20 protein-coding genes are annotated in these 18,711 nt (G+C 63.6%); 9 read left to right on the top strand and 11 right to left on the bottom strand.

From position 1 onward, the window contains the following. Positions 1-11: 11 nt before the first annotated feature. The 5 genes from AC1RWL_RS08165 to AC1RWL_RS08145 form a co-directional block, all read right to left on the bottom strand. The gene (locus AC1RWL_RS08165; RefSeq protein ID WP_493094209.1) at positions 12-647 is read right to left on the bottom strand and encodes an RBBP9/YdeN family alpha/beta hydrolase; all 636 of its coding nucleotides are present in this window, start codon (positions 645-647) and stop codon (positions 12-14) included. 170 nt (positions 648-817) lie between these two features. Continuing rightward, complete coding sequence (locus AC1RWL_RS08160; RefSeq protein ID WP_256116293.1) at positions 818-1,474, bottom strand: methionine ABC transporter permease; 657 nt, start codon at positions 1,472-1,474, stop codon at positions 818-820. Then, the gene (locus AC1RWL_RS08155) at positions 1,455-2,525 is read right to left on the bottom strand and encodes a methionine ABC transporter ATP-binding protein (protein WP_493094208.1); all 1,071 of its coding nucleotides are present in this window, start codon (positions 2,523-2,525) and stop codon (positions 1,455-1,457) included. The genes AC1RWL_RS08160 and AC1RWL_RS08155 overlap by 20 nt, the downstream gene beginning before the upstream one ends. An 82-nt stretch (positions 2,526-2,607) precedes the next feature. Beyond that, complete coding sequence (locus AC1RWL_RS08150) at positions 2,608-3,456, bottom strand: MetQ/NlpA family ABC transporter substrate-binding protein (RefSeq protein ID WP_493094207.1); 849 nt, start codon at positions 3,454-3,456, stop codon at positions 2,608-2,610. A gap of 245 nt (positions 3,457-3,701) precedes the next feature. Next, positions 3,702-4,523, bottom strand: a complete 822-nt coding sequence (locus AC1RWL_RS08145; RefSeq protein ID WP_493094206.1) for an SDR family oxidoreductase — start codon at positions 4,521-4,523, stop codon at positions 3,702-3,704. Between the two features lie 129 nt (positions 4,524-4,652). On the opposite strand from AC1RWL_RS08145, the gene AC1RWL_RS08140 reads away from it, so the two are divergent. Next, positions 4,653-5,570 (top strand): AraC family transcriptional regulator, encoded by a 918-nt coding sequence (locus AC1RWL_RS08140; RefSeq protein WP_493094205.1) that lies wholly within the window; start codon positions 4,653-4,655, stop codon positions 5,568-5,570. Here the strand turns inward: AC1RWL_RS08140 and AC1RWL_RS08135 are convergent. Then, positions 5,567-6,382: a MerR family transcriptional regulator gene (locus AC1RWL_RS08135; RefSeq protein WP_493094204.1), complete on the bottom strand. Its 816-nt coding sequence runs from the start codon at positions 6,380-6,382 to the stop codon at positions 5,567-5,569. The two genes, AC1RWL_RS08140 and AC1RWL_RS08135, sit on opposite strands and share 4 nt — an antisense overlap. A gap of 200 nt (positions 6,383-6,582) precedes the next feature. On the opposite strand from AC1RWL_RS08135, the gene AC1RWL_RS08130 reads away from it, so the two are divergent. Together AC1RWL_RS08130 and AC1RWL_RS08125 are read left to right on the top strand one after the other, a co-directional pair. After that, positions 6,583-7,860 carry a 4-aminobutyrate--2-oxoglutarate transaminase gene (locus tag AC1RWL_RS08130; RefSeq protein WP_256116299.1) on the top strand — a complete coding sequence of 426 codons (1,278 nt, stop codon included), beginning with the start codon at positions 6,583-6,585 and terminating at the stop codon, positions 7,858-7,860. 95 nt (positions 7,861-7,955) lie between these two features. Continuing rightward, complete coding sequence (locus AC1RWL_RS08125; RefSeq protein WP_493094203.1) at positions 7,956-9,437, top strand: NAD-dependent succinate-semialdehyde dehydrogenase; 1,482 nt, start codon at positions 7,956-7,958, stop codon at positions 9,435-9,437. A 36-nt stretch (positions 9,438-9,473) separates the two neighbouring features. Here AC1RWL_RS08125 and AC1RWL_RS08120 read toward each other — a convergent pair whose 3' ends face one another. From AC1RWL_RS08120 to AC1RWL_RS08105, 4 genes are read right to left on the bottom strand one after another with little or no spacing between them, the layout of a single operon-like run. Next, positions 9,474-9,869, bottom strand: coding sequence for a type II toxin-antitoxin system VapC family toxin (locus tag AC1RWL_RS08120; RefSeq protein ID WP_493094202.1), 396 nt, complete (start codon positions 9,867-9,869; stop codon positions 9,474-9,476). Then, positions 9,869-10,108 carry a type II toxin-antitoxin system VapB family antitoxin gene (locus AC1RWL_RS08115; protein WP_493094201.1) on the bottom strand — a complete coding sequence of 80 codons (240 nt, stop codon included), beginning with the start codon at positions 10,106-10,108 and terminating at the stop codon, positions 9,869-9,871. Before AC1RWL_RS08115 ends, AC1RWL_RS08120 begins: the two co-directional genes overlap by 1 nt. Positions 10,109-10,165: 57 nt before the next feature. Next, entirely contained in the window at positions 10,166-10,810 is a 645-nt protein-coding gene (maiA, locus tag AC1RWL_RS08110) for a maleylacetoacetate isomerase (RefSeq protein WP_493094200.1), read from the bottom strand. 4 nt (positions 10,811-10,814) lie between these two features. Then, positions 10,815-11,831 carry a fumarylacetoacetate hydrolase family protein gene (locus AC1RWL_RS08105; RefSeq protein WP_493094199.1) on the bottom strand — a complete coding sequence of 339 codons (1,017 nt, stop codon included), beginning with the start codon at positions 11,829-11,831 and terminating at the stop codon, positions 10,815-10,817. A gap of 90 nt (positions 11,832-11,921) precedes the next feature. On the opposite strand from AC1RWL_RS08105, the gene AC1RWL_RS08100 reads away from it, so the two are divergent. Further along, on the top strand, positions 11,922-12,506 hold the full coding sequence (locus AC1RWL_RS08100; RefSeq protein WP_493094471.1) for a DUF2585 domain-containing protein: 585 nt from the start codon (positions 11,922-11,924) through the stop codon (positions 12,504-12,506). Between the two features lie 8 nt (positions 12,507-12,514). On the opposite strand, the gene hmgA is transcribed toward AC1RWL_RS08100, so the two are convergent. Beyond that, complete coding sequence (gene hmgA / locus AC1RWL_RS08095) at positions 12,515-13,855, bottom strand: homogentisate 1,2-dioxygenase (RefSeq protein WP_493094198.1); 1,341 nt, start codon at positions 13,853-13,855, stop codon at positions 12,515-12,517. A gap of 85 nt (positions 13,856-13,940) precedes the next feature. Between hmgA and AC1RWL_RS08090 the strand changes: the two genes are divergently transcribed. The 5 genes from AC1RWL_RS08090 to repC all read left to right on the top strand — a co-directional run bounded on the left by AC1RWL_RS08090 (position 13,941) and on the right by repC (position 18,675). Further along, positions 13,941-14,399 (top strand): MarR family winged helix-turn-helix transcriptional regulator, encoded by a 459-nt coding sequence (locus AC1RWL_RS08090; RefSeq protein ID WP_493094197.1) that lies wholly within the window; start codon positions 13,941-13,943, stop codon positions 14,397-14,399. Between the two features lie 88 nt (positions 14,400-14,487). After that, entirely contained in the window at positions 14,488-14,736 is a 249-nt protein-coding gene (locus AC1RWL_RS08085) for a WGR domain-containing protein (protein ID WP_493094196.1), read from the top strand. A 235-nt stretch (positions 14,737-14,971) separates the two neighbouring features. Continuing rightward, the gene (repA, locus tag AC1RWL_RS08080) at positions 14,972-16,168 is read left to right on the top strand and encodes a plasmid partitioning protein RepA (RefSeq protein WP_493158312.1); all 1,197 of its coding nucleotides are present in this window, start codon (positions 14,972-14,974) and stop codon (positions 16,166-16,168) included. 2 nt (positions 16,169-16,170) lie between these two features. Next, the gene (repB, locus tag AC1RWL_RS08075) at positions 16,171-17,196 is read left to right on the top strand and encodes a plasmid partitioning protein RepB (protein WP_493094195.1); all 1,026 of its coding nucleotides are present in this window, start codon (positions 16,171-16,173) and stop codon (positions 17,194-17,196) included. Positions 17,197-17,352: 156 nt separating this feature from the next. Then, complete coding sequence (repC, locus tag AC1RWL_RS08070; RefSeq protein ID WP_493094194.1) at positions 17,353-18,675, top strand: plasmid replication protein RepC; 1,323 nt, start codon at positions 17,353-17,355, stop codon at positions 18,673-18,675. Positions 18,676-18,711 lie beyond the last annotated feature (36 nt).

Genomic DNA, 18,711 nt, shown 5'->3' with positions numbered 1-18,711 from the left:
GATGCCGGCGCTCAGTTGAGCGCCAGCCCCATGCTTGCGACGGCCGCCGTGAACAGGCGGCCGTCCTGCGTTGCGGCGAAGGGATCGCGCTCCGCCCGCGCCTTCAGAAGCTCCAGGAAATCGTAACCCGCTGTCCAGCGGCCGAAGCCGCTCGCGATGTTGATGTGGCCGGCATTGCCGATATCGACGAGATCGCTGCCCCAGGCCTTGGCGCTCTGGCGCAACCGGTCGACCGGCATATAGGGATCGTCCAGGCTGCCGACGACGAGCGAGGGAAACGGCAGGCGCTTTGCCGGCATGGCGCCGAACCGGACCACGCAAGGGTGCAGGGTTTCCGTCGTGTCGAGGTCGCAGGGGGCGACGAGCAGCGCGCCGCGGATGCGCGCGGCAAGCGGGCTTTCGGCGAACTGCGCCGCCAGCACGCAGCCGAGGCTGTGGCCGACGAGCCAGATGTCCTTGCCGATCATGTCGACCTGCCGTTCGAGCTGCACAAGCCAGCTCTGGCGGTCCGGGCAGTTCCAGTCGAACTGCTCGACGACCCGGCTTTCGGGATTGTCGCGCGCCCAGTGACGCTGCCAATGGTCGCTCGCGGACCCGTTGAGGCCCGGCAGGATCAGCGTGTCGACGGGGATATCGAGTGACGGCATGGCGGCGGCCTTCCTTCGCAAACCAGATCTGTCCGGAAGCATGCTCGACACAACGCGAAATGGTAAGGAAACCGCTGCTAAACTCTTCAAAATCCATAAAAATTCTTTGCATCATGGCGATGATGCGAAGCATCGGGCGGCAAGCGCGCCCGATGCCTTTTTGAGGTTTCTCAGCCGCGATGATCGAGGCGCGCGACGAGCCGGTCGCCGAGCCACTGGATGCCGCAGACGAGCACGATCAGCACCGCGACGACCGCCACCATGACCGTCGTTTCGAAGCGCTGGTAGCCATAGCGGATCGCGAGGTCGCCGAGACCGCCGGCACCGATCGCGCCCGCCATGGCGGAGGCGCCGATCAGCGTCACGAGCGTCACGGTGAAGCCCGCGACGATGCCCGGCAGCGCCTCGGGGATCAGCACCTCGCGCACGATCGTCCAGCGGTTGCCGCCCATGGCGCGCACGGCCTCGATCAGCCCGCGGTCGACCTCGCGCAGCGACACTTCGGCGATGCGTGCATAATAGGGTGTCGCAGCGATCGACAGCGGCACGATCGCTGCCCAGGTGCCGATCGACGTGCCGACGATGAGGCGCGTGACGGGGATGAGCGCCACGAGCAGGATGATGAAGGGCACGGAGCGGAAGCCGTTGACGATGGCGCCGAGCAGACGGTTGGTCCAGAGGTTTTCCGCAATCCCGCCGCGCGCGGTCGCCACCAGCGCCAGGCCGAGCGGCAGGCCGAAGGCAAGGGAGATGACGCCGGAGGCGGCCGTCATCACGACCGTTTCCCACAGCGAGCGGACGAGAAGCTCAAGCATGATCGGCGACATGGCCGAGGACCTCCACCTGTGCGCCGAGGCGCTCTGCAAACGAAACGAGGCGCGCGGCGGCATCTGCCGGCACCGCGATGAAGAAGCGGCCGACGGCCTGTTCCTGGATATGATCGACGCCGCCATGGACCAGGCGGTAGCCGCCCGGAAATTCGTCCGACAGCTTCTGGAACAGCGGACCGGTGGCGGCGGGGCCGGCAATGTCGAGGCTGAGAATGGCCTCGCCTGCGATATCGGCCGTGAGGCTTTGCGCGATATGGGCGGGCAGTTGCGGACGGATGCCGCTGAGCAGGCTCTTCGTCGTCTCCGCCTGCGGCCGTGAAAACACCTGCCAGACGGGGCCTTCCTCCACGATGCGGCCGGCATCGAGCACGGTGACGCGGTCGGCGATGTTTCGCACCACTTCCATCTCGTGGGTGATGAGGAGGATGGTGAGGCCGAGCTTGCGGTTGATGTCCTTGAGCAGCGCCAGGATCGAGCGCGTCGTTTCCGGGTCGAGCGCGGAGGTCGCCTCGTCGGAGAGCAGCAGCGCCGGGCTTGCCGCAAGCGCGCGGGCAATGCCGACGCGCTGCTTCTGGCCGCCGGAGAGTTCCGAGGGATAGGCCTTCGCCTTGCCGGTTAGGCCGACAAGGTCGAGCAGTTCGGCGGCCTGCGCGAGGCGTTTGGCCTTGGTCCAGCCCTCGATCTTCAAGGGCAGCGCGACATTGTCCTCCACCGTCTTGGCCGAGAGCAGGTTGAAATGCTGGAAGATCATGCCGATGCGGCGGCGCAGCGGCTGAAGCTCGGCCTCGCTGAGGCCGGTAATCTCGCGGCCCTCGATCTCGATCGTCCCGCTGTCCGGCCGTTCCAGGCCATTGAGGCAGCGGATCAGCGTCGACTTGCCGGCGCCGCTGCGGCCGATGATGCCGAGGATCTCGCCGCGGCGCACATCGAGCGAAATGCCGTCCAGCGCCGGCGTCGCGCCAAAACGGCGTCGGACGTCCGACAGGCGGATGACATCTTCTTCGCTGGCCGCATCCTGCGCCGGCTTGCCTGTCACATGTTTGTTCATGCGCGGTTCCCTTCCGGAAACGGAAAGACAGCCCGCGGCGGCTGAGCGCATCGCGGGCTGTCTCTGCTGGTTGTCGAATGCCTTAGTAGGCGCTGATGCCCGTGCCCTTGTAGACGCGGTCGAACTCGGCCTTCACGACGTCGTTCTGATAGGCCTCGACCAGCGGCTTGACCCAGGGCTCGTCCTTGGATTCCTCGCGAACGGCGATGAAGTTGCGGTACGGATTGTCGGCGACCGGCTCCTGCGCGATGCGGTTTTCCGGAGTGAGGCCGCTTTTCAGCGCCCAGTCGGTGTTGACGATCGCCGCATCCAGGTCATCGACCGAGCGGCCGACGATGCCGGCGTCGAGTTCCTTGATCTCAAGCTTCTTCGGGTTTTCCGAAATGTCGGCGATGGTGGCGAGAATGCCGGTGCCGTCCTTCAGCTTGATCAGGCCTTCGTTCTGCAGCACGCGCAGCGCCCGGCCCTCGTTCGACGGATCGTTCGGCACGCCGACGACGGCGCCATCCGGCAGTTCCGCGACCTTGGTGTGCTTCTTGGAATAGAGGCCGATCGGCCAGACCGCGGTATAGCCGACGGGCACGATCTTGTAGCTGTGCTGCTGGATCTGGTTTTCCAGATAGGGCAGGTGCTGGAAGGCGTTGGCGTCGATCTCGCCGCGGGCAAGCGCCTCGTTCGGCTGCGTATAGTCGTTGAAGACGACCGTTTCGATGGTCAGGCCCTTTTTGGCCGCCTCGGCAACGACGACGCGCCAGACATCCTCGTCCTCACCGGAAATGATGCCGACCTTCAGGTCCTTCTTGTCTTCGGCGAAGGCGGGCGCGGCGATAGAGAACGTGGAGACGGCGACGGCTGCCACCGCGAGCGCCGCAAGGGCGGAGCGGCGGGAGAAAAGCGCGCTTTCGAGGAGTTTCTTGCTGATTTTGGACATGCTGGCCTGCTTTCGCGATGGGGAGGATCGACTGCGAAACAACGTTGTTTCTACCCCTAAAATCGCAAATGCCGCTTTTGTGGACAACGAATGGCGGTTTATTGGGCAGGCCGTATGGGAACTTTCGCTCTCTGATATCGAAGCAAGGCGGAAAATATTTTCTACTGTTTTAGTGGAATACAGTGGAGGCGCCTGGAACGGCAATCCGGACCTCTCGGGAGAGGTCCGGATTACACTGCGGCGGGCTACGCGGGCGCGAACATTGCGCGCATGCGATCGCGATAATGGTCCTCGGAGGTCGACCAGCGCAGGGCGGCGAGCATCTTTGTGTCGGCACCGGCCGGATAGCGCAGCCGATTGCCTTCGTCGGTTGCGGCGGCATAGGCAGCTTCGGCGACTTCCGCCTCCGTGCAATAGGCCGTCGGATAGTCGGCCATCCGCGCGAATGCGGCCTGGGCGAAGGCGCCGTAATCCTCCGGGATCAGGCCCTGCATGCGCGGGCCGCCATTTGCGGTGAAACTGGTCGTCGGCGCATAGCCGGGTTCGACCAGTCGCATCCGGATGCCGAATTGCTCCAGTTCGTAGGAGAGCGATTCGGTAAAACCCTCGACGGCGAACTTGCTGGCGGCATAGGCCGCGACCAGCGGCATGACGCCGATCGTGACGCTGGAGGTGACGTTGATGATGACGCCATTGCCTTGCTTGCGCATCTGCGGAATCACTTCCCGGCACGCATTGAACACGCCGAACGTATTGGTTTCGAAAAGTTCGCGGATCGCGCTGTCCGGCGTCGCTTCTATCGCAGACGCCATGCCGATGCCGGCATTGTTGATCCACACGTCGATGGATCCGAAGGCCGCGACGGCTGCGTCGATCGCGGTACGGATCGTCTCGGGGCGGGTGATGTCGAGCGGGACGATCTTCAGCCGTTTGGCCGGGCCTTCGATAAGGCCGGCTTTCGGGGTGCGCATCGTGGCGACGACGTTCCATCCCCGTTCGAGGAAGAGTTCCGCGGTTGCCCTGCCGTAGCCGGACGAGGTTCCGGTGATCAAAACCGTGTTTGTCATCTGTATCTCCTGTCTGAATGATCCGATGATATCGGTTGGTGGGAGATGTTGAATAATTCAAAGTCCATTTTGCGTTACTGATCGTCCAGATGATATAGTCAACCAAACCCACGTTATGGATCGTGCAAAATGGATGCTTTCACCGATGTCGTGCAATTGCTGCGCCCGAAAACCGTGCTGATGGGCAGCATGGTGGCGCATGGCACATGGGGCGTGCAGGTGCCGCCGCAGCCGGGGCCGATGCTCTATTTCATCACGGCCGGCCAATGCTGGTTCCGAGCGGACGGCGGTGCTGCCCTCCAGGTCGGGGCGGGTGACTTCATTCTTTCGGCTAGGCCGGTGATGGATATATTCTCCAGCGCGCCCGGGCAGAAGACCGTGCTTTCCGATGATGGTTTCAAGGCGCGGCACATGGTCGACGGCGAGATTCATATCGGCGACGCGCGTCGGGGCGACGCGACGCGTGTCCTCGGCGGCGTCATCCTGTGCGATCCGACCAATGCGGATCTGCTGGCGGAGATGATGCCGCGGCTCGTACATGTCTCGGCCGAGGACGGTGTCGGCGCGCGGCTCGGCACGCTCGTCAGCCTCATCCGCGGCGAGGCGGCGCTGGCGGGACCGGGCAGCGATCTCATCCTGTCCCGGCTGATCGAGGTTCTGCTGATCGAGACGCTGCGGCGCGAGGCGGCGACGCTGCCGCATCCCGGCATGCTGCGCGGCCTCGCCGATCCGCAGCTCGCCCGGGCACTCGCCGATATTCACGCCGATGTTTCCCGGGACTGGACGATCGCCGAACTGGCGCAGAAGGCGGGCATGTCGCGCTCGGCCTTCGCGCGGCGCTTTTCCGAGGCCGTCGGGCTTGCGCCGGTCGAATATCTGCTGCGCTGGCGCATGGCGATCGCCAAGGATGCGCTGCGCCATCGCCAGGGAACGCTGGAGGAGATCGCCGAGCGGATCGGCTACCGCTCCGCCAGCGCCTTCAGCACGGCCTTCAGTCGCAAGGTCGGCTGCCCGCCGAGCGAGTTCGCGCGCAGCAGCGCGGTCTAGAAGGTCGGCGGGGTGTTGATCCATATCAGGACCGTCTCGCCGTCATGGCGGTTGCGCCAGGCGTGGCGGCGGCAGCTTTCGAAATAGAGACTGTCGCCGGGGCCGAGGTCGTGGAACTCGTGGCCGTCGAGCACCATCTCGATGCAACCGGAGAGAACGTGCACGAATTCCTCGCCCTCATGTTTATAGGCGCCGTCGCTGGAGGCGCCGGGGGCGAGCACGAAACGGTGGCAATCCATCATGTTGCGCCCGTCCGCCAGCACCTGCACGGTGACGCCCGGCGAGGTTTCCGGCCAGAACTTCCACTCCCCTGCCCGCACGACCGAGCGGTTGGCCTCTTCCTCTTCGCCGGAGAGTTTCGAGACCGTCGTGTCGTAATAGGCCGCGAGATCGTGCAGCACGCGGAACGTCACGCCCTGCGAGGTGCGTTCGAAGGTTGAGAGCACCGAGGTCGCAATGCCGATATCGCCGGCGACCTGCTCCAGCGTCTTGCCCGTGGCATGGCGCAGGCTGCGCAGCTTGCGGCCGACACCCTGCGGTGCGTCGCCTTCGGAAACCGTAGTTTCGCCGGCGGGTTCCTCCGCTTCCAGCGCCTCGCGAATGGCGGCGGGGTTCAGGCCGCGCTCGGTCCTGTACCAGGCGATGCGCTTCAGCCGGGCGACGTCGTCGCCGCTATATTGCCGGTGGCCGGTCTCCGAGCGCCCCGGCACGACGAGCCCCTGGGTTTCCCAAAGCCTGAGCGTGGACGCGGAAACGCCGGCAAGCCGCGCGGCCTCCGCCACCTTGTAGTGCACCGGTTCTTCCGAACCCATCGCGCCAATCCCTGATTCTGGTTATAGTTTCTTATAGCATTCCCGGCGGACAGCGCCCGACTTCGCGCCCCTGAAAATCCGTCGCATTCCCGTCTTAAAATGACCGTTGCATTCTTGCAGAAAAAATGTAGGAATTCCACTCAAGGCTTGCAGAAAAAATGCAAGTTATTAATTGAAGCCTCCAGACCCAGGATAGCGCCATGACCGCAACGCCCCTCACAGACCGCAAGAACGCCGCCATTTCGCGCGGTGTCGGCATGACCACGCAGATCTACGCTGACCGTGCGGAGAATGCGGAGATCTGGGACAAGGAAGGCAATCGCTATATCGATTTCGCCGCCGGCATCGCCGTCGTCAACACCGGCCACCGCCATCCGCGCGTCATCGAGGCCGTCAAGAACCAGCTCGACCGCTTCACCCACACCTGCCACCAGGTCGTGCCTTACGAAAACTACGTCGAGCTTGCCGAGCGTCTGAACGCCATCACCCCCGGCAACTTCGCCAAGAAGACGATCTTCGTCACCACCGGTGCCGAAGCCGTTGAAAATGCCGTGAAGATTGCCCGCGCCGCCACCGGCCGCCAAGCCGTCATCGCCTTTTCCGGCGGTTTCCACGGCCGTACCTTCATGGGCATGGCGCTGACCGGTAAGGTCGTGCCCTACAAGGTCGGCTTCGGCGCCATGCCGGCCGACGTCTTCCACGCGCCCTTCCCGGTCGAGATGCACGGCACGACCGTCGAGCAGTCGCTCGGCGTGCTGAAGAAGCTGTTTGCCGCCGACGTCGATCCGAACCGCGTTGCCGCGATCATCATCGAGCCGGTGCAGGGCGAAGGCGGCTTCTATCCGGTCCCGGTCGCCTTCATGAAGGCGCTGCGCGAGATCTGCGACCAGCACGGCATCCTCTTGATCGCCGACGAAGTGCAGACCGGCTTTGCGCGTACCGGCAAGCTCTTCGCCATGGAGCATTACGGTGTGGTGGCCGACATCACGACGATGGCCAAGGGCCTCGGCGGCGGCTTCCCGATCGCAGCCGTCACTGGCCGTGCGGAAATCATGGATGCACCCGGTCCGGGCGGCCTCGGCGGCACCTATGCCGGTAGCCCGATCGGCGTTGCAGCGGCCCATGCCGTGCTCGACGTCATCAAGGATGAGGACCTCTGCAATCGCGCCGAAAACCTCGGCGCCCGCCTGAAGCAGCGCCTCGCTTCCCTGCAGGACAAGGTTCCGGAAATCGTCGACATCCGCGGCCCGGGCTTCATGAATGCCGTTGAGTTCAACGACGTTTCGACCAAGCTTCCGAGCGCCGACTTCGCCAACAAGGTGCGCCTGAAAGCCCTCGAAAAGGGCCTGATCCTGCTCACCTGCGGCGTGCATGGCAACGTCATCCGCTTCCTGGCGCCGATCACCATCCAGGACGAGGTTTTTGCCGAAGCGCTCGACATCCTCGAAGCGGCAATGGTCGAAGCCCGCGCAGCCTGATCGGCGACGCTAAAAACTGAAAAACATCCTCCCAAGGAACACCCGGAGCACATGCTCCGGGTGAACGACCTTCCACGTCCGAAAGGAACGAAATCATGGCCTTCTACGATGCGCTCACGAAGCACCTGAAGTCGACCGACTTCCTGCGCGATGCAGGATATGTCAACGGCAACTGGATCGGCGGCAACGGCGCCGAGACCTTCGACGTCTTCAACCCTGCGACCGGCGAAAAACTCGCGACGCTGCCCGAAATGGGCGCGACCGAGACATCTGCGGCAATCGACGCCGCCTATAAGGCGCAGCAGGTCTGGGCCGCCCGTCCGGCCAAGGACCGCAGCGTGCTGCTGCGCAAATGGTTCGATCTGATCGTTGCCAATGCGGACGAGCTGGCCGCCATCCTGACTGCCGAAATGGGCAAGCCGCTGCCAGAAGCCAAGGGCGAAATCCTCTACGCCGCCTCCTATGTCGAATGGTATGCGGAAGAGGCCAAGCGCATCAACGGCGAGACGATCCCCGCACCTTCCATCGACAAGCGCATGCTGGTCATCAAGCAGCCGGTCGGCGTCGTCGGCACGATCACGCCTTGGAATTTCCCGGCCGCGATGATCGCCCGCAAGGTTGCCCCGGCGCTTGCCGTCGGCTGCACGGTCGTCTCCAAGCCCGCCGAGCAGACGCCACTTTCGGCAATTGCCCTTGCGGTGCTCGCCGAAAAGGCCGGCCTTCCGGCCGGTGTCTTCAACGTTATCCTCGGCACGGACGGCCCGGCGATCGGCAAGGAGCTTTGCTACAATCCGAAGGTCCGGAAAATCTCGTTCACTGGCTCGACGGAAGTCGGCCGCATCCTGATGCGCCAGTGCTCCGACCAGATCAAGAAGGTGAGCCTGGAACTCGGCGGCAACGCGCCCTTCATCGTCTTCGACGATGCGAACCTCGACGCCGCCGTCGAAGGCGCCATGGCCTCGAAGTACCGCAATGCCGGCCAGACCTGCGTCTGCGCCAACCGCATCTACGTGCAGTCGAACGTCTATGACGCTTTTGCCGAGAAGCTCGCGAAGAAGGTCGCCGAACTTTCCGTCGGCAACGGTTTTGACAAGGGCATCACGATCGGCCCGCTGATCGAGGAAGCCGCCATCGAGAAGGTCGAGGCGCATATCGCCGACGCCGTGTCGAAGGGCGCGACGGTGGTTGCCGGCGGCAAGCGCGTTGCGGGCAAGGGCACCTTCTTCGAGCCGACGGTCCTGAAGGGTGTTGCGCGTGGCATGACGGTCGCGCGGGAAGAAACCTTTGGCCCGGTCGCCCCTCTTTTCCGCTTCGACACGGTCGAGGATGTCATCGCCCAGGCGAACGACACCGAATTCGGCCTTGCCGCCTACTTCTTTGCCGGCGATCTGAAGAAGGTCTGGCAGGTGACGGAAGCGCTGGAATACGGCATGGTCGGCGTCAACACCGGCATCATCTCCTCCGAAGCCGCCCCCTTCGGGGGCATCAAGCAGTCCGGCCTCGGCCGCGAAGGCTCCGCGCATGGTGCTGACGACTATCTGGAGATGAAGTACGTCTGCATGGGCGACGTTGCCTGACATTCTTTGAATCGCCCCGCTTCGGCGGGGCGGCTCTCATGCGGTTTCGATATCCGTCTGCGAAAAGTCGTCGCCCTTGTAGAGCAGCGGGACGTTGAGGTGCCTTGCACAAGCATAGGCGAAACAGTCGCCGAAATTGAGCCCGGCCGGATGGCGGCCTTTGCCGTAGCGCTGGTAAGCCTCGACGGCGGCAGCGGTCGCTGCCGGCGAGATCGCGATGACCTCGATTTCAAGCGGTCGAATATAGGCTTCCACCTCACGCAAGGCAGCCTTCGGTTCGACGCCGGAAACGCGGCTGTAGGCGACAGAGGCCTCCCAAAGTGCCATTGGTGACGTCAGCCGCAAAACGGCGGTCGACAAGCGCTCGGAAAGCATACCGGCGTCACTCTCATTCGTCATCATGGCGACGAGAACTGAAGCGTCGACGAACATCAGTCTTCGTACAAGCTGTCGATGAAAGCTTTGTCAGCCGCAGGGCCGACACGCGGGTATTTCCTGTTCAGCTCGCGCGTCATCGCGATAGCCTTCTCCACCAGCGTCGGCTCGTTTTCAGCCCGCTCCAGCTCGTGCGTCAGCGCCTGGCGCACCGCCTCGGTCTTGCTGACCTTGCGCAGCGTGGACAGCTTTTCCGCAAGCCGGTCGACCTCCTGGTCCTTCACGTAGAGCGGCATGGTATATCCTTCCTCTTGTGAAGGTATATATAGCATCCGACCCCCGCAAATGAAAGCTCAGCCCAGCTTTGCCTTGTCCGGATGCGCCGCCTGGAAGGCCGGGAGGGCGCGGCAGTTGTCAGTGATGCGGCGCACTCTTTCAAGCGCGCTGATGTCGGCGCCCCAGCGTTCGGCGTTGTAGACTTGCGGCACGAGGCAGAAGTCGGCCATGGTGGGCGTATCGCCATGGCAGAAGGCACCGGTCGCCGGATTGTCGAGCAGGGTTTCGACGGCGGCGAGGCCTTCGCCGATGAATTTTTTCATCCAGTCGGCGCGCACCGCCTCCCCGTCCTCGATCAGCGTCATGAGATGGCCGACGACACCGGTGTTGCAGACGGCGTGGATTTCCATGGCGATGGCATAGGAAATCGCCCGCACCCGCTGCCGTCCAAGCGGATCGGCGGGCAGGAAACGCGCCTCGGGGCGCGTCTCCGAAAGATATTCGATGATTGACAGCGATTGCGTCAGCATGTGCCCATCGATCGCAAGCGCCGGCACGAGGCCCTGCGGATTGCGGGCGCGGTGCTCCGGCGAGCGCTGTTTCCCGTCGAGCAGATCGACGGATTCGCGCCGATAGGCGAGACCGAGGTTTTCGAGCGCGATGCGCACGCGGTAGCTCGCAGACGAGCGCCAGTAGTCGAAAAGCACGATCTCCCCGCTCATCGGTTCAATCCTTCTCGTAGGCTTTGACGGTCTGCTCGATCGCACCGAAGATCGAATGGCCGGCCTTGTCCTTCATCTCGATGCGCACGGTGTCGCCGAATTTCATGAAGGGCGTTTTGGGCGCGCCGGTGGCGATCGTCTCGATGGTCCGGATCTCGGCGATGCAGGAATAACCGGCGCCACCCTCCGCGACAGGCTTGCCCGGGCCGCCGTCGAGCTTGTTGGAGACGGTGCCGGAGCCGATGATCGAGCCCGCGACGAGCGGCCGGGTCCTCGCCGCATGGGCGACGAGCTGGCCGAAATCGAAGGTCATGTCGACGCCCGCATCGGCCTTGCCGAAGGCCTTGCCGTTGAGCGAAACGAGGAGCGGCAGGTGCAGTTTGCCGCCGTCCCAGGCCTCGCCCAGTTCATCCGGCGTCACGGCGACGGGAGAGAAGGCTGAAGAAGGTTTCGACTGGAAGAAACCGAACCCCTTGGAAAGCTCGGCCGGGATCAACCCGCGCAGCGACACGTCGTTGACGAGCATGACGAGGCGGATCGCCGCGCGCGCTTGCTCAATGCTCGCGCCCATCGGCACGTCGTCGACGATGACGGCGATCTCGCCTTCCATGTCGATGCCGAAGGTCTCGTCAGCCGCCAGGATCGGGTCGCGCGGGCCTAAAAAGCTGTCGGAGCCGCCCTGGTACATCAGCGGATCGGTCCAGAAGCTTTCCGGCATGTCGGCATTGCGGGCCTTGCGCACCAGCTCGACGTGGTTGACATAGGCCGAGCCGTCCGCCCACTGGTAGGCGCGCGGCAGCGGCGAGGCGGCGTCGTGCTCGTGGAAGCGGGTGGTCGGCTGCGCGCCGGTTTCCAGCCCCTCGGCGACCCGTTCCAGCCGCGGCGCGACATGCGCCCAGTCGTCCAGCGCGGCCTGCAGCGTGCGGGCGATGTGCCCGACTTCCGAGCAGAGCGTCAGGTCACGCGAGACGACGACCAGGCGGCCGTCGCGGGTGGAATCCTTCAGTGTCGCAAGCTTCATGCGTCTCTCTCCCGATCTTGTTTCCGGCCGCAAGGATGTGTCATCTTCCGGCCGCCTGTCTCCACCCTCGTGCGCCGCTTTGCGCGGCGCATCGTTTTTTCAAGGAAATCCCGCGTGAACCGCACGGTCCTGAATTCCCTGCTGCTCGCCGCCGGCTTCATCGGCGCGACGGCGCTTCTCCTTTATACGATGGGTCAACCGCTCATCTGCAAGTGCGGATATGTCAAACTGTGGCATGGCGTCGTCGTTTCCTCGGAAAACTCGCAACATCTGTCCGATTGGTACACGCCGAGCCACATCATCCACGGCATTCTGTTCTTCGGCCTCTTCACGCTGATCCTGCCCAAGGCCGGCATCAACCTGCGCCTGACGCTCTCCCTTGTGCTCGAATGCGCCTGGGAAATCCTCGAAAACACCGACATGATCATCAATCGCTATCGCGAGTCGACGATCTCGCTCGATTATTTCGGCGACAGCGTCATCAATTCGAGCGCCGATATTCTGGCGATGGTCGTCGGCTTCTTCCTGGCCTCGCGCCTGCCCGTCTGGGCAAGCATCGCGATCATCGTGGTTTTCGAGGGCGTGACCACTTATCTCATCCGCGACGGCCTGGCGCTGAACATCCTGATGCTCGTCTGGCCGCTCGAAGCGGTGAAGGCCTGGCAGGGGGGCTGAGCGGTCGATCACTTGATGCCCGGCGTGCCATCGAATTTGCGCTCCAGGCCGTCCCAGCATTCGAGATAATTGTCCTGCAGCGTGTCCAGCTCGGCGGCGAATTTGGTGAGCTGCTGCGGGTAGCGGGTCTCGAACATGAAGGCCATGGTGTGGTCAAGCTTGACGGGCTTCAGCTCGCTGTTCGACGCCTTGTCGAAGCCCGTCGCATCCGGTCCGTGCGGCAGCATCATGTTGTGCAGGCTCATGCCGCCGGGCACAAAGCCTTCCTCCTTTGCGTCGTACTGGCCATGGATCAAGCCCATGAATTCGCTCATGATATTGCGATGATACCAGGGCGGGCGGAAGGTGTGTTCGGCCACCAACCAGCGCGGCGGGAAGATGACGAAGTCGATATTCGCGGTGCCCGCCTCTTCCGTCGGCGCGGTGAGCACGGTGAAGATCGACGGGTCCGGGTGGTCGAACAAGATAGCGCCGACCGGGGAGTAGGTGCGCAGGTCGTATTTGAACGGCGCATAGTTGCCGTGCCAGGCGACGACGTCGAGCGGCGAATGGCCGATCTCGGTGACGTAGAACTTGCCGCACCATTTGACGTGGACCCGGCAGGGCGTCTCCTTGTCCTCGTAGGCGGCGACCGGCGTCTTGAAATCGCGCGGATTGGCAAGGCAGTTGGCGCCGATCGGGCCACGGTCCGGCAGGGTGAATTTCGCGCCGTAGTTCTCACAGACGTAACCGCGCCAGACATCGCCCTCGCCGAGGCGGGAGACCTTGAACATCATGCCGCGCGGGATGAGGCAGATTTCCAGCGGCTCGACATCCATGATGCCCATTTCGGTGAAGACGCGGATCGCGCCCAGTTGCGGCACGACGAGCAATTCGCCATCGGCATCGAAGAAATAGTCGTCCACCATGTCGGCGTTGAACGTATAGGCGTGCGCCGCCATGCCGACCTGCGTCAGCACATCGCCCGCCGTCGTCATCGTGCGCATGCCTTCGAGGAAGGTGAGCGTTTCCTTCGGCGCGGGCAGCGGGTTCCAGCGCAGTTGCCCGAGCGGCAGGGAATGATCGTCGAGGCAGGGCGCGCTCTTCCAGTGCGGGTAGCTGGCATTGGAGAAGCGGCGGGTGTGGCGCACGCTCGGGCGAATGCGGTAGAGCCAGGAGCGCTCGTTGGTGCCGCGCGGCGCGGTGAAGGGCGAGCCGGAAAGCTGCTCGGCATAGAGGCCGTAATTGCACTTCTGCGGGCTGTTCTGTCCTTGCGGCAGTGCGCCGGGCAGGGATTCCGTCTCGAAATCATTGCCGAAGCCGGGCATGTATTTCAAGCTGTTGGCGATCTCCGCGGCATGGTCCGGCATGGCTTGGCCTCCTCTTGCAAAGCACCCTTGTCGTCAGGTGGTTACAGATGTAACTGTCCATTTTGTAACCATCAAGGCGCCGCCCATGGACTTCCGGCTCGAAACCTTCCTGCCCTACCGCCTCAACCAGGCGGCGGAACTGGTCAGCCAGCGTTTTGCCGCGCAGTACCGCGCGCGATACCGCATGACCCGGCCGGAATGGCGGGCGCTCGCCGCGCTCGGCGCCTACGGCCGCATGACCGCGACGGAGATCGGCGCCAATTCCAGCATGCACAAGACGAAAGTGTCGCGTGCCGTCAGGGCGCTGGAGGAAAAGCGTTGGCTGAAGCGCAGCGAGGATGCCGCCGACCGCCGGATCGAGCATCTCGACCTGACACCGGCGGGCCGCCGCATCCATGGCGAAATGATCGCGCTGGCGCATGAATACGAGCAGGAACTGGCCCGGCTTCTTGGCGCAGACGGCCTGGAGCAACTTGAGGCAGGCCTCGCCACGATCGAAGCGGCGCTGGCGGTGCAACCGGCGCGGCGCGGGCCAAGCGACTGACGATCCATCACGCGGATGAATCGATCCGCCCGGATCGATTCAAAGCTTTCGTTGGACGGTGATTCGGGGTTTCGGCAGAATCCCGGACATGCCGAACACCACCCCTTCCCCCGCCTATCGCTTCCGCCGCATCGACGCGACGCGCAACATGGCGCGCTTCTACATGCTCTCACTGGAGCCGACGCTGTTCGGTGAGATCGCCGTGCTGCGCCACTGGGGCCGTATCGGCACGCGCGGCCGCCAGGTGTCGAGCCTGCATGCGACAACGGCCGAGGCCGAGACGGTACTCGCCCGGCAAATCGCTCGACGGCGGCGGCGCGGTTACACCGAGGCGTAGGAGTGCGGAAAAGGTTAATTTTCCGGAGTTTTCCCCAATCGAATCGGGGCATGCCGATAGGCGTGCGATGGTCAATACGCTAAAGTCTCATTCATGGACGTACCAGCGCCGGTCGAGCGCGGTGCGTTAACCATTATTGCCTTGCCCTCGATTCAGAATCGGTTCTAAATGCGGTTTAAACCCCAAGGTGGGCTTGAAATCGCATTTTGAGATTCTCGACATGAATATGGCCGCAATGTTCGGACAGGCAATTTCCGAGGTCGATCAGCTGATCATCGGGCAGGCGCACGAACTGTCAGACAAGCTGAAGCAGCATCGGCTGGAGATGTTTCCGCCTGTTGCCCAGAAGAGCCTGCGCCAGTTCCAACTGAGCGAGGCGGCGCATTTTCTCGGGGTCACCAGTGGCTACCTGCGCAATCTTTCGCTGGAATCCAAGGGGCCGCTGCCGCAGGTGACGCCTTCCGGCCGCCGTTCCTACTCGGCGGAGCAGTTGCAGGAAATGCGGGAATATCTGGAGCAGAACGGCCGCGGCGGCCAGCGTTACGTGCCGCGCCGGCGGGGCACCGACCATCTCCAGGTCATCGCCGTGGTGAACTTCAAGGGCGGCTCCGGCAAGACGACGACGACGGCCCATCTCGCCCAGCATCTGGCGCTTACCGGCCACCGGGTGCTCGCGGTCGATCTCGACCCGCAGGCGAGCCTTTCGGCGGTGCACGGTTTCCAGCCGGAATTCGACGTCAACGAGAACGAGACGCTCTACGGCGCCATCCGCTACGACGACCAGCGGCGACCGCTGAAAGAAATCATCCGCAAGACCAATTTCCCCGGCCTCGACATCGTGCCCGGCAATCTCGAACTCATGGAGTTCGAGCACGACACGCCGCGCGTTCTGGCGCAGGGCGACCGGAGCGATTACGGCCGGATCTTCTTTGCGCGGCTCGACGAGGCGCTCTCCTCCGTCGCCGACGATTACGACGTGGTGGTGATCGACTGCCCGCCGCAACTCGGCTTTTTGACGATGAGCGCGATCTGCGGTGCGACGGCGGTGCTCATCACCGTGCATCCGCAGATGCTCGACGTGATGTCGATGTGCCAGTTCCTGCAGATGCTGGGCGAGGTGCTGAACACGCTGAAAAGCGCTGGCGGCAACATGAACCTCGACTGGCTGCGGTATCTGGTTACCCGCTATGATCCGGCGGATGGCCCGCAGACACAGATGGTCGCCTTCATGCGCTCGCTGTTCAAGCAGCATGTTCTCACCAGTCCCATGGTGCGCAGCGTCGCCATTGCGGATGCCGCGCTCACCAACCAGACGCTCTATGAGGTCGACCGAAGCCAGTTCACGCGTGCCACCTATGACCGAGCGCTGGAATCCATGGAGGCGGTTAACGCGGAAATCGTCGAACTGATCCACAAGGCATGGGGGCGTTGATCATGGCGCGCAAGAACGTTCTTTCCAATCTGATGTCGCCGAGCGCAGAGAAGTTGACGCCGGTAAACCCCGTTCCCGACGAGCATCGCCATCATGTCACCTACAAGGGCATCGGCGCGCTTGGCGCCGTGACGCGCAGCATCGATGCGCTCGCCGCCAAGGCGGATGCCGCCAAAGAGATCGAGGCAAAGCTGACGGCCGGCGAAATCGTCATCGAGCTTGAGCCTGATGAAATCGAGGAATCCTTCATTTCCGACCGCCTCGCCCATTCGGACGAGCAATTCCAGGAACTGGTCGAGGCCATGCGCGTGCGCGGGCAGGATTCGCCGATCCTCGTGCGCCCGCATCCGGCAAAATCCGGCGTCTACCAGATCGCTTTCGGCCATCGCCGCGCGCGCGCCGCGCGCCTGCTCGGCCGCCCTGTTCGCGCGGTCGTCAAGGCGCTCACCGACCGGGACCACGTCATCGCACAGGGCCAGGAGAACAGCGCGCGCGCCGACCTCTCCTTCCTTGAGCGGGCGACCTTTGCCGGAGAGCTGGAAACGCGCGGCTTCGATCGCGAAACGATCATGGCAGCACTGAGCGCCGACAAGACGACCGTGTCAAAAATGCTGTCGGTGGTGAACCGCATCCCCAAGAGCGTGCGCAGCGCAATCGGCCCGGCGCTGAGCATCGGCCGCGACCGCTGGCATGAGCTCGCGACCCGTTTCGACGAGCCGTCCAACGAGGACAAGGCCGTGGAGTTTCTCGCCCGCGAGCGGGTGAAGAGCCGCCCACCGGAAGACCGCTTCAACCTTGTCAGCGGCCATCTTTCGAAGAAGGAGGCCGCGGGAACCGCCAAGCCGGCGCCGGCGGAATGGTCGCGCAAGGACGGTGCCGTCAGCGCCAGCATTAAGACGAACGGCCGCCAATACACGATTGCTCTGAAGGCCGCCGAAGCGCCCGCCTTCGGCGCCTACATCACCCAGAACCTGGACCGTCTCTACGAGGCGTTTCGGACTGAAAACAAACAGAAATCGGGAGATTGATCCGCAAAAGAAAAAGGCCCCCTCAACGTTACCGTCGTGGAAGCCCTTCTCATCGTTTAGCAGCCTGAGAATCGCACTTCCCCGAATCACAGTCAAGCCTTTTCGGCGCCGGTTTCGGTGATGGGGTCTCTTTTGCCTGTTGAAAGGTGGAGAGAGATGGAGACGGACGGCATAACGACGCCTTTCGGGCGGCGGGCTATGACGCTTGGCATGTTGGCAAGCCAGGCGGTAGCCAAGACGGTCTCGCCGGAGGCGAGCGTCGACAAGTGGAAGCTTTATCGCTGGCTTTGCGAGGCCCGGGTCAAACTCGGCATCAGCGACCGGGCGCTCTCGGTGCTCAACGCGCTGATGAGTTTTCACCCGAAGACCGAACTCAGCGGCAGCGACGGCCTGGTGGTGTTTCCTTCCAACACGCAGCTTTCGCTGCGTACGCACGGCATGGCCGAAACCACGCTGCGCCGCCATCTTGCAGCCCTGGTGGAAAGCGGCCTGCTCACGCGCCGCGACAGCCCGAACGGCAAGCGCTATGTGCGCCGCGACCAGCAGGGCACGATCGGCGAGGCCTTCGGCTTCTCGCTGGCCCCCTTGCTTGCCCGGGCAGGGGAAATCGAACAACTCGCCGCCGCAGTCACCGCAGAACGCGTTTTGCTGCAGCGCCTGCGCGAGCGGGTCACGCTCGTCCGACGTGATATCGCCAAGCTGATTGAGACGGCACTGGAAGACGGCCTTGCCGGCGACTGGATGCGCTATGAAGCCGAATACCGCCGCGAGGTCCAGGCCTTGCCGCGTTTGCGGACGCCCGAAAACCTGACACCGACGCTTGCCGCACTCGAAGCCTTGCGCTTGGAAATCCTCAAGTGCCTGGAACAGCAGATTATTTTACAAGAACCGGACGGCAATGGCAGCCATACTGAGCGGCACAAACAGAATTCAAAACCCGACTCTACTTCTGATCTTGAACCAAGCTTCGAAACGAAGCAGGGCGGCAAAGCTGAGGCCAGACCGGACCGTTCGACCCCGCGGCAGATGGAGCAGGACGAAAAACCGGATGCCCGGTATTCGCAATGGCCTGTCGATGTGCCGACGGCGGCCAAGGGGGCCTATCCCCAGCCGGCGAATGCTTCGGATCCGCAAAAACCCTATCCGCTGGGACTTGTGCTGCGGGCTTGCCCGGAAATGGTGGCTTTCGGTCCTGGCGGTGCGATTTCGAGTTGGCGTGACCTGATGACGGCGGCGGTGGTGGTGCGCTCGATGCTGGCAATCAGCCCCTCCGCCTATGAACAGGCCTGCGCGGTGCTCGGGCCGGAAAATGCCGCGACCGTGATCGGCTGCATCCTGGAGCGATCCGGCCATATCAACTCCGCCGGAGGCTATCTGCGCGACCTCACCCGCAGGGCGGAGCGTGGCGAATTTTCACTCGGGCCGATGCTGATGGCGCTGATGCGGACGAACGGCGTTCCGGCGAAGCAGGCGGGATGAGAGTCGCAGGTTGGCACAGCGAAATTCGCCGTGGAA

The organism is Shinella sp. GW821-FHT10F02, from assembly GCF_058809275.1.
This window is presented reverse-complemented; position numbering and strand designations above follow the sequence as displayed.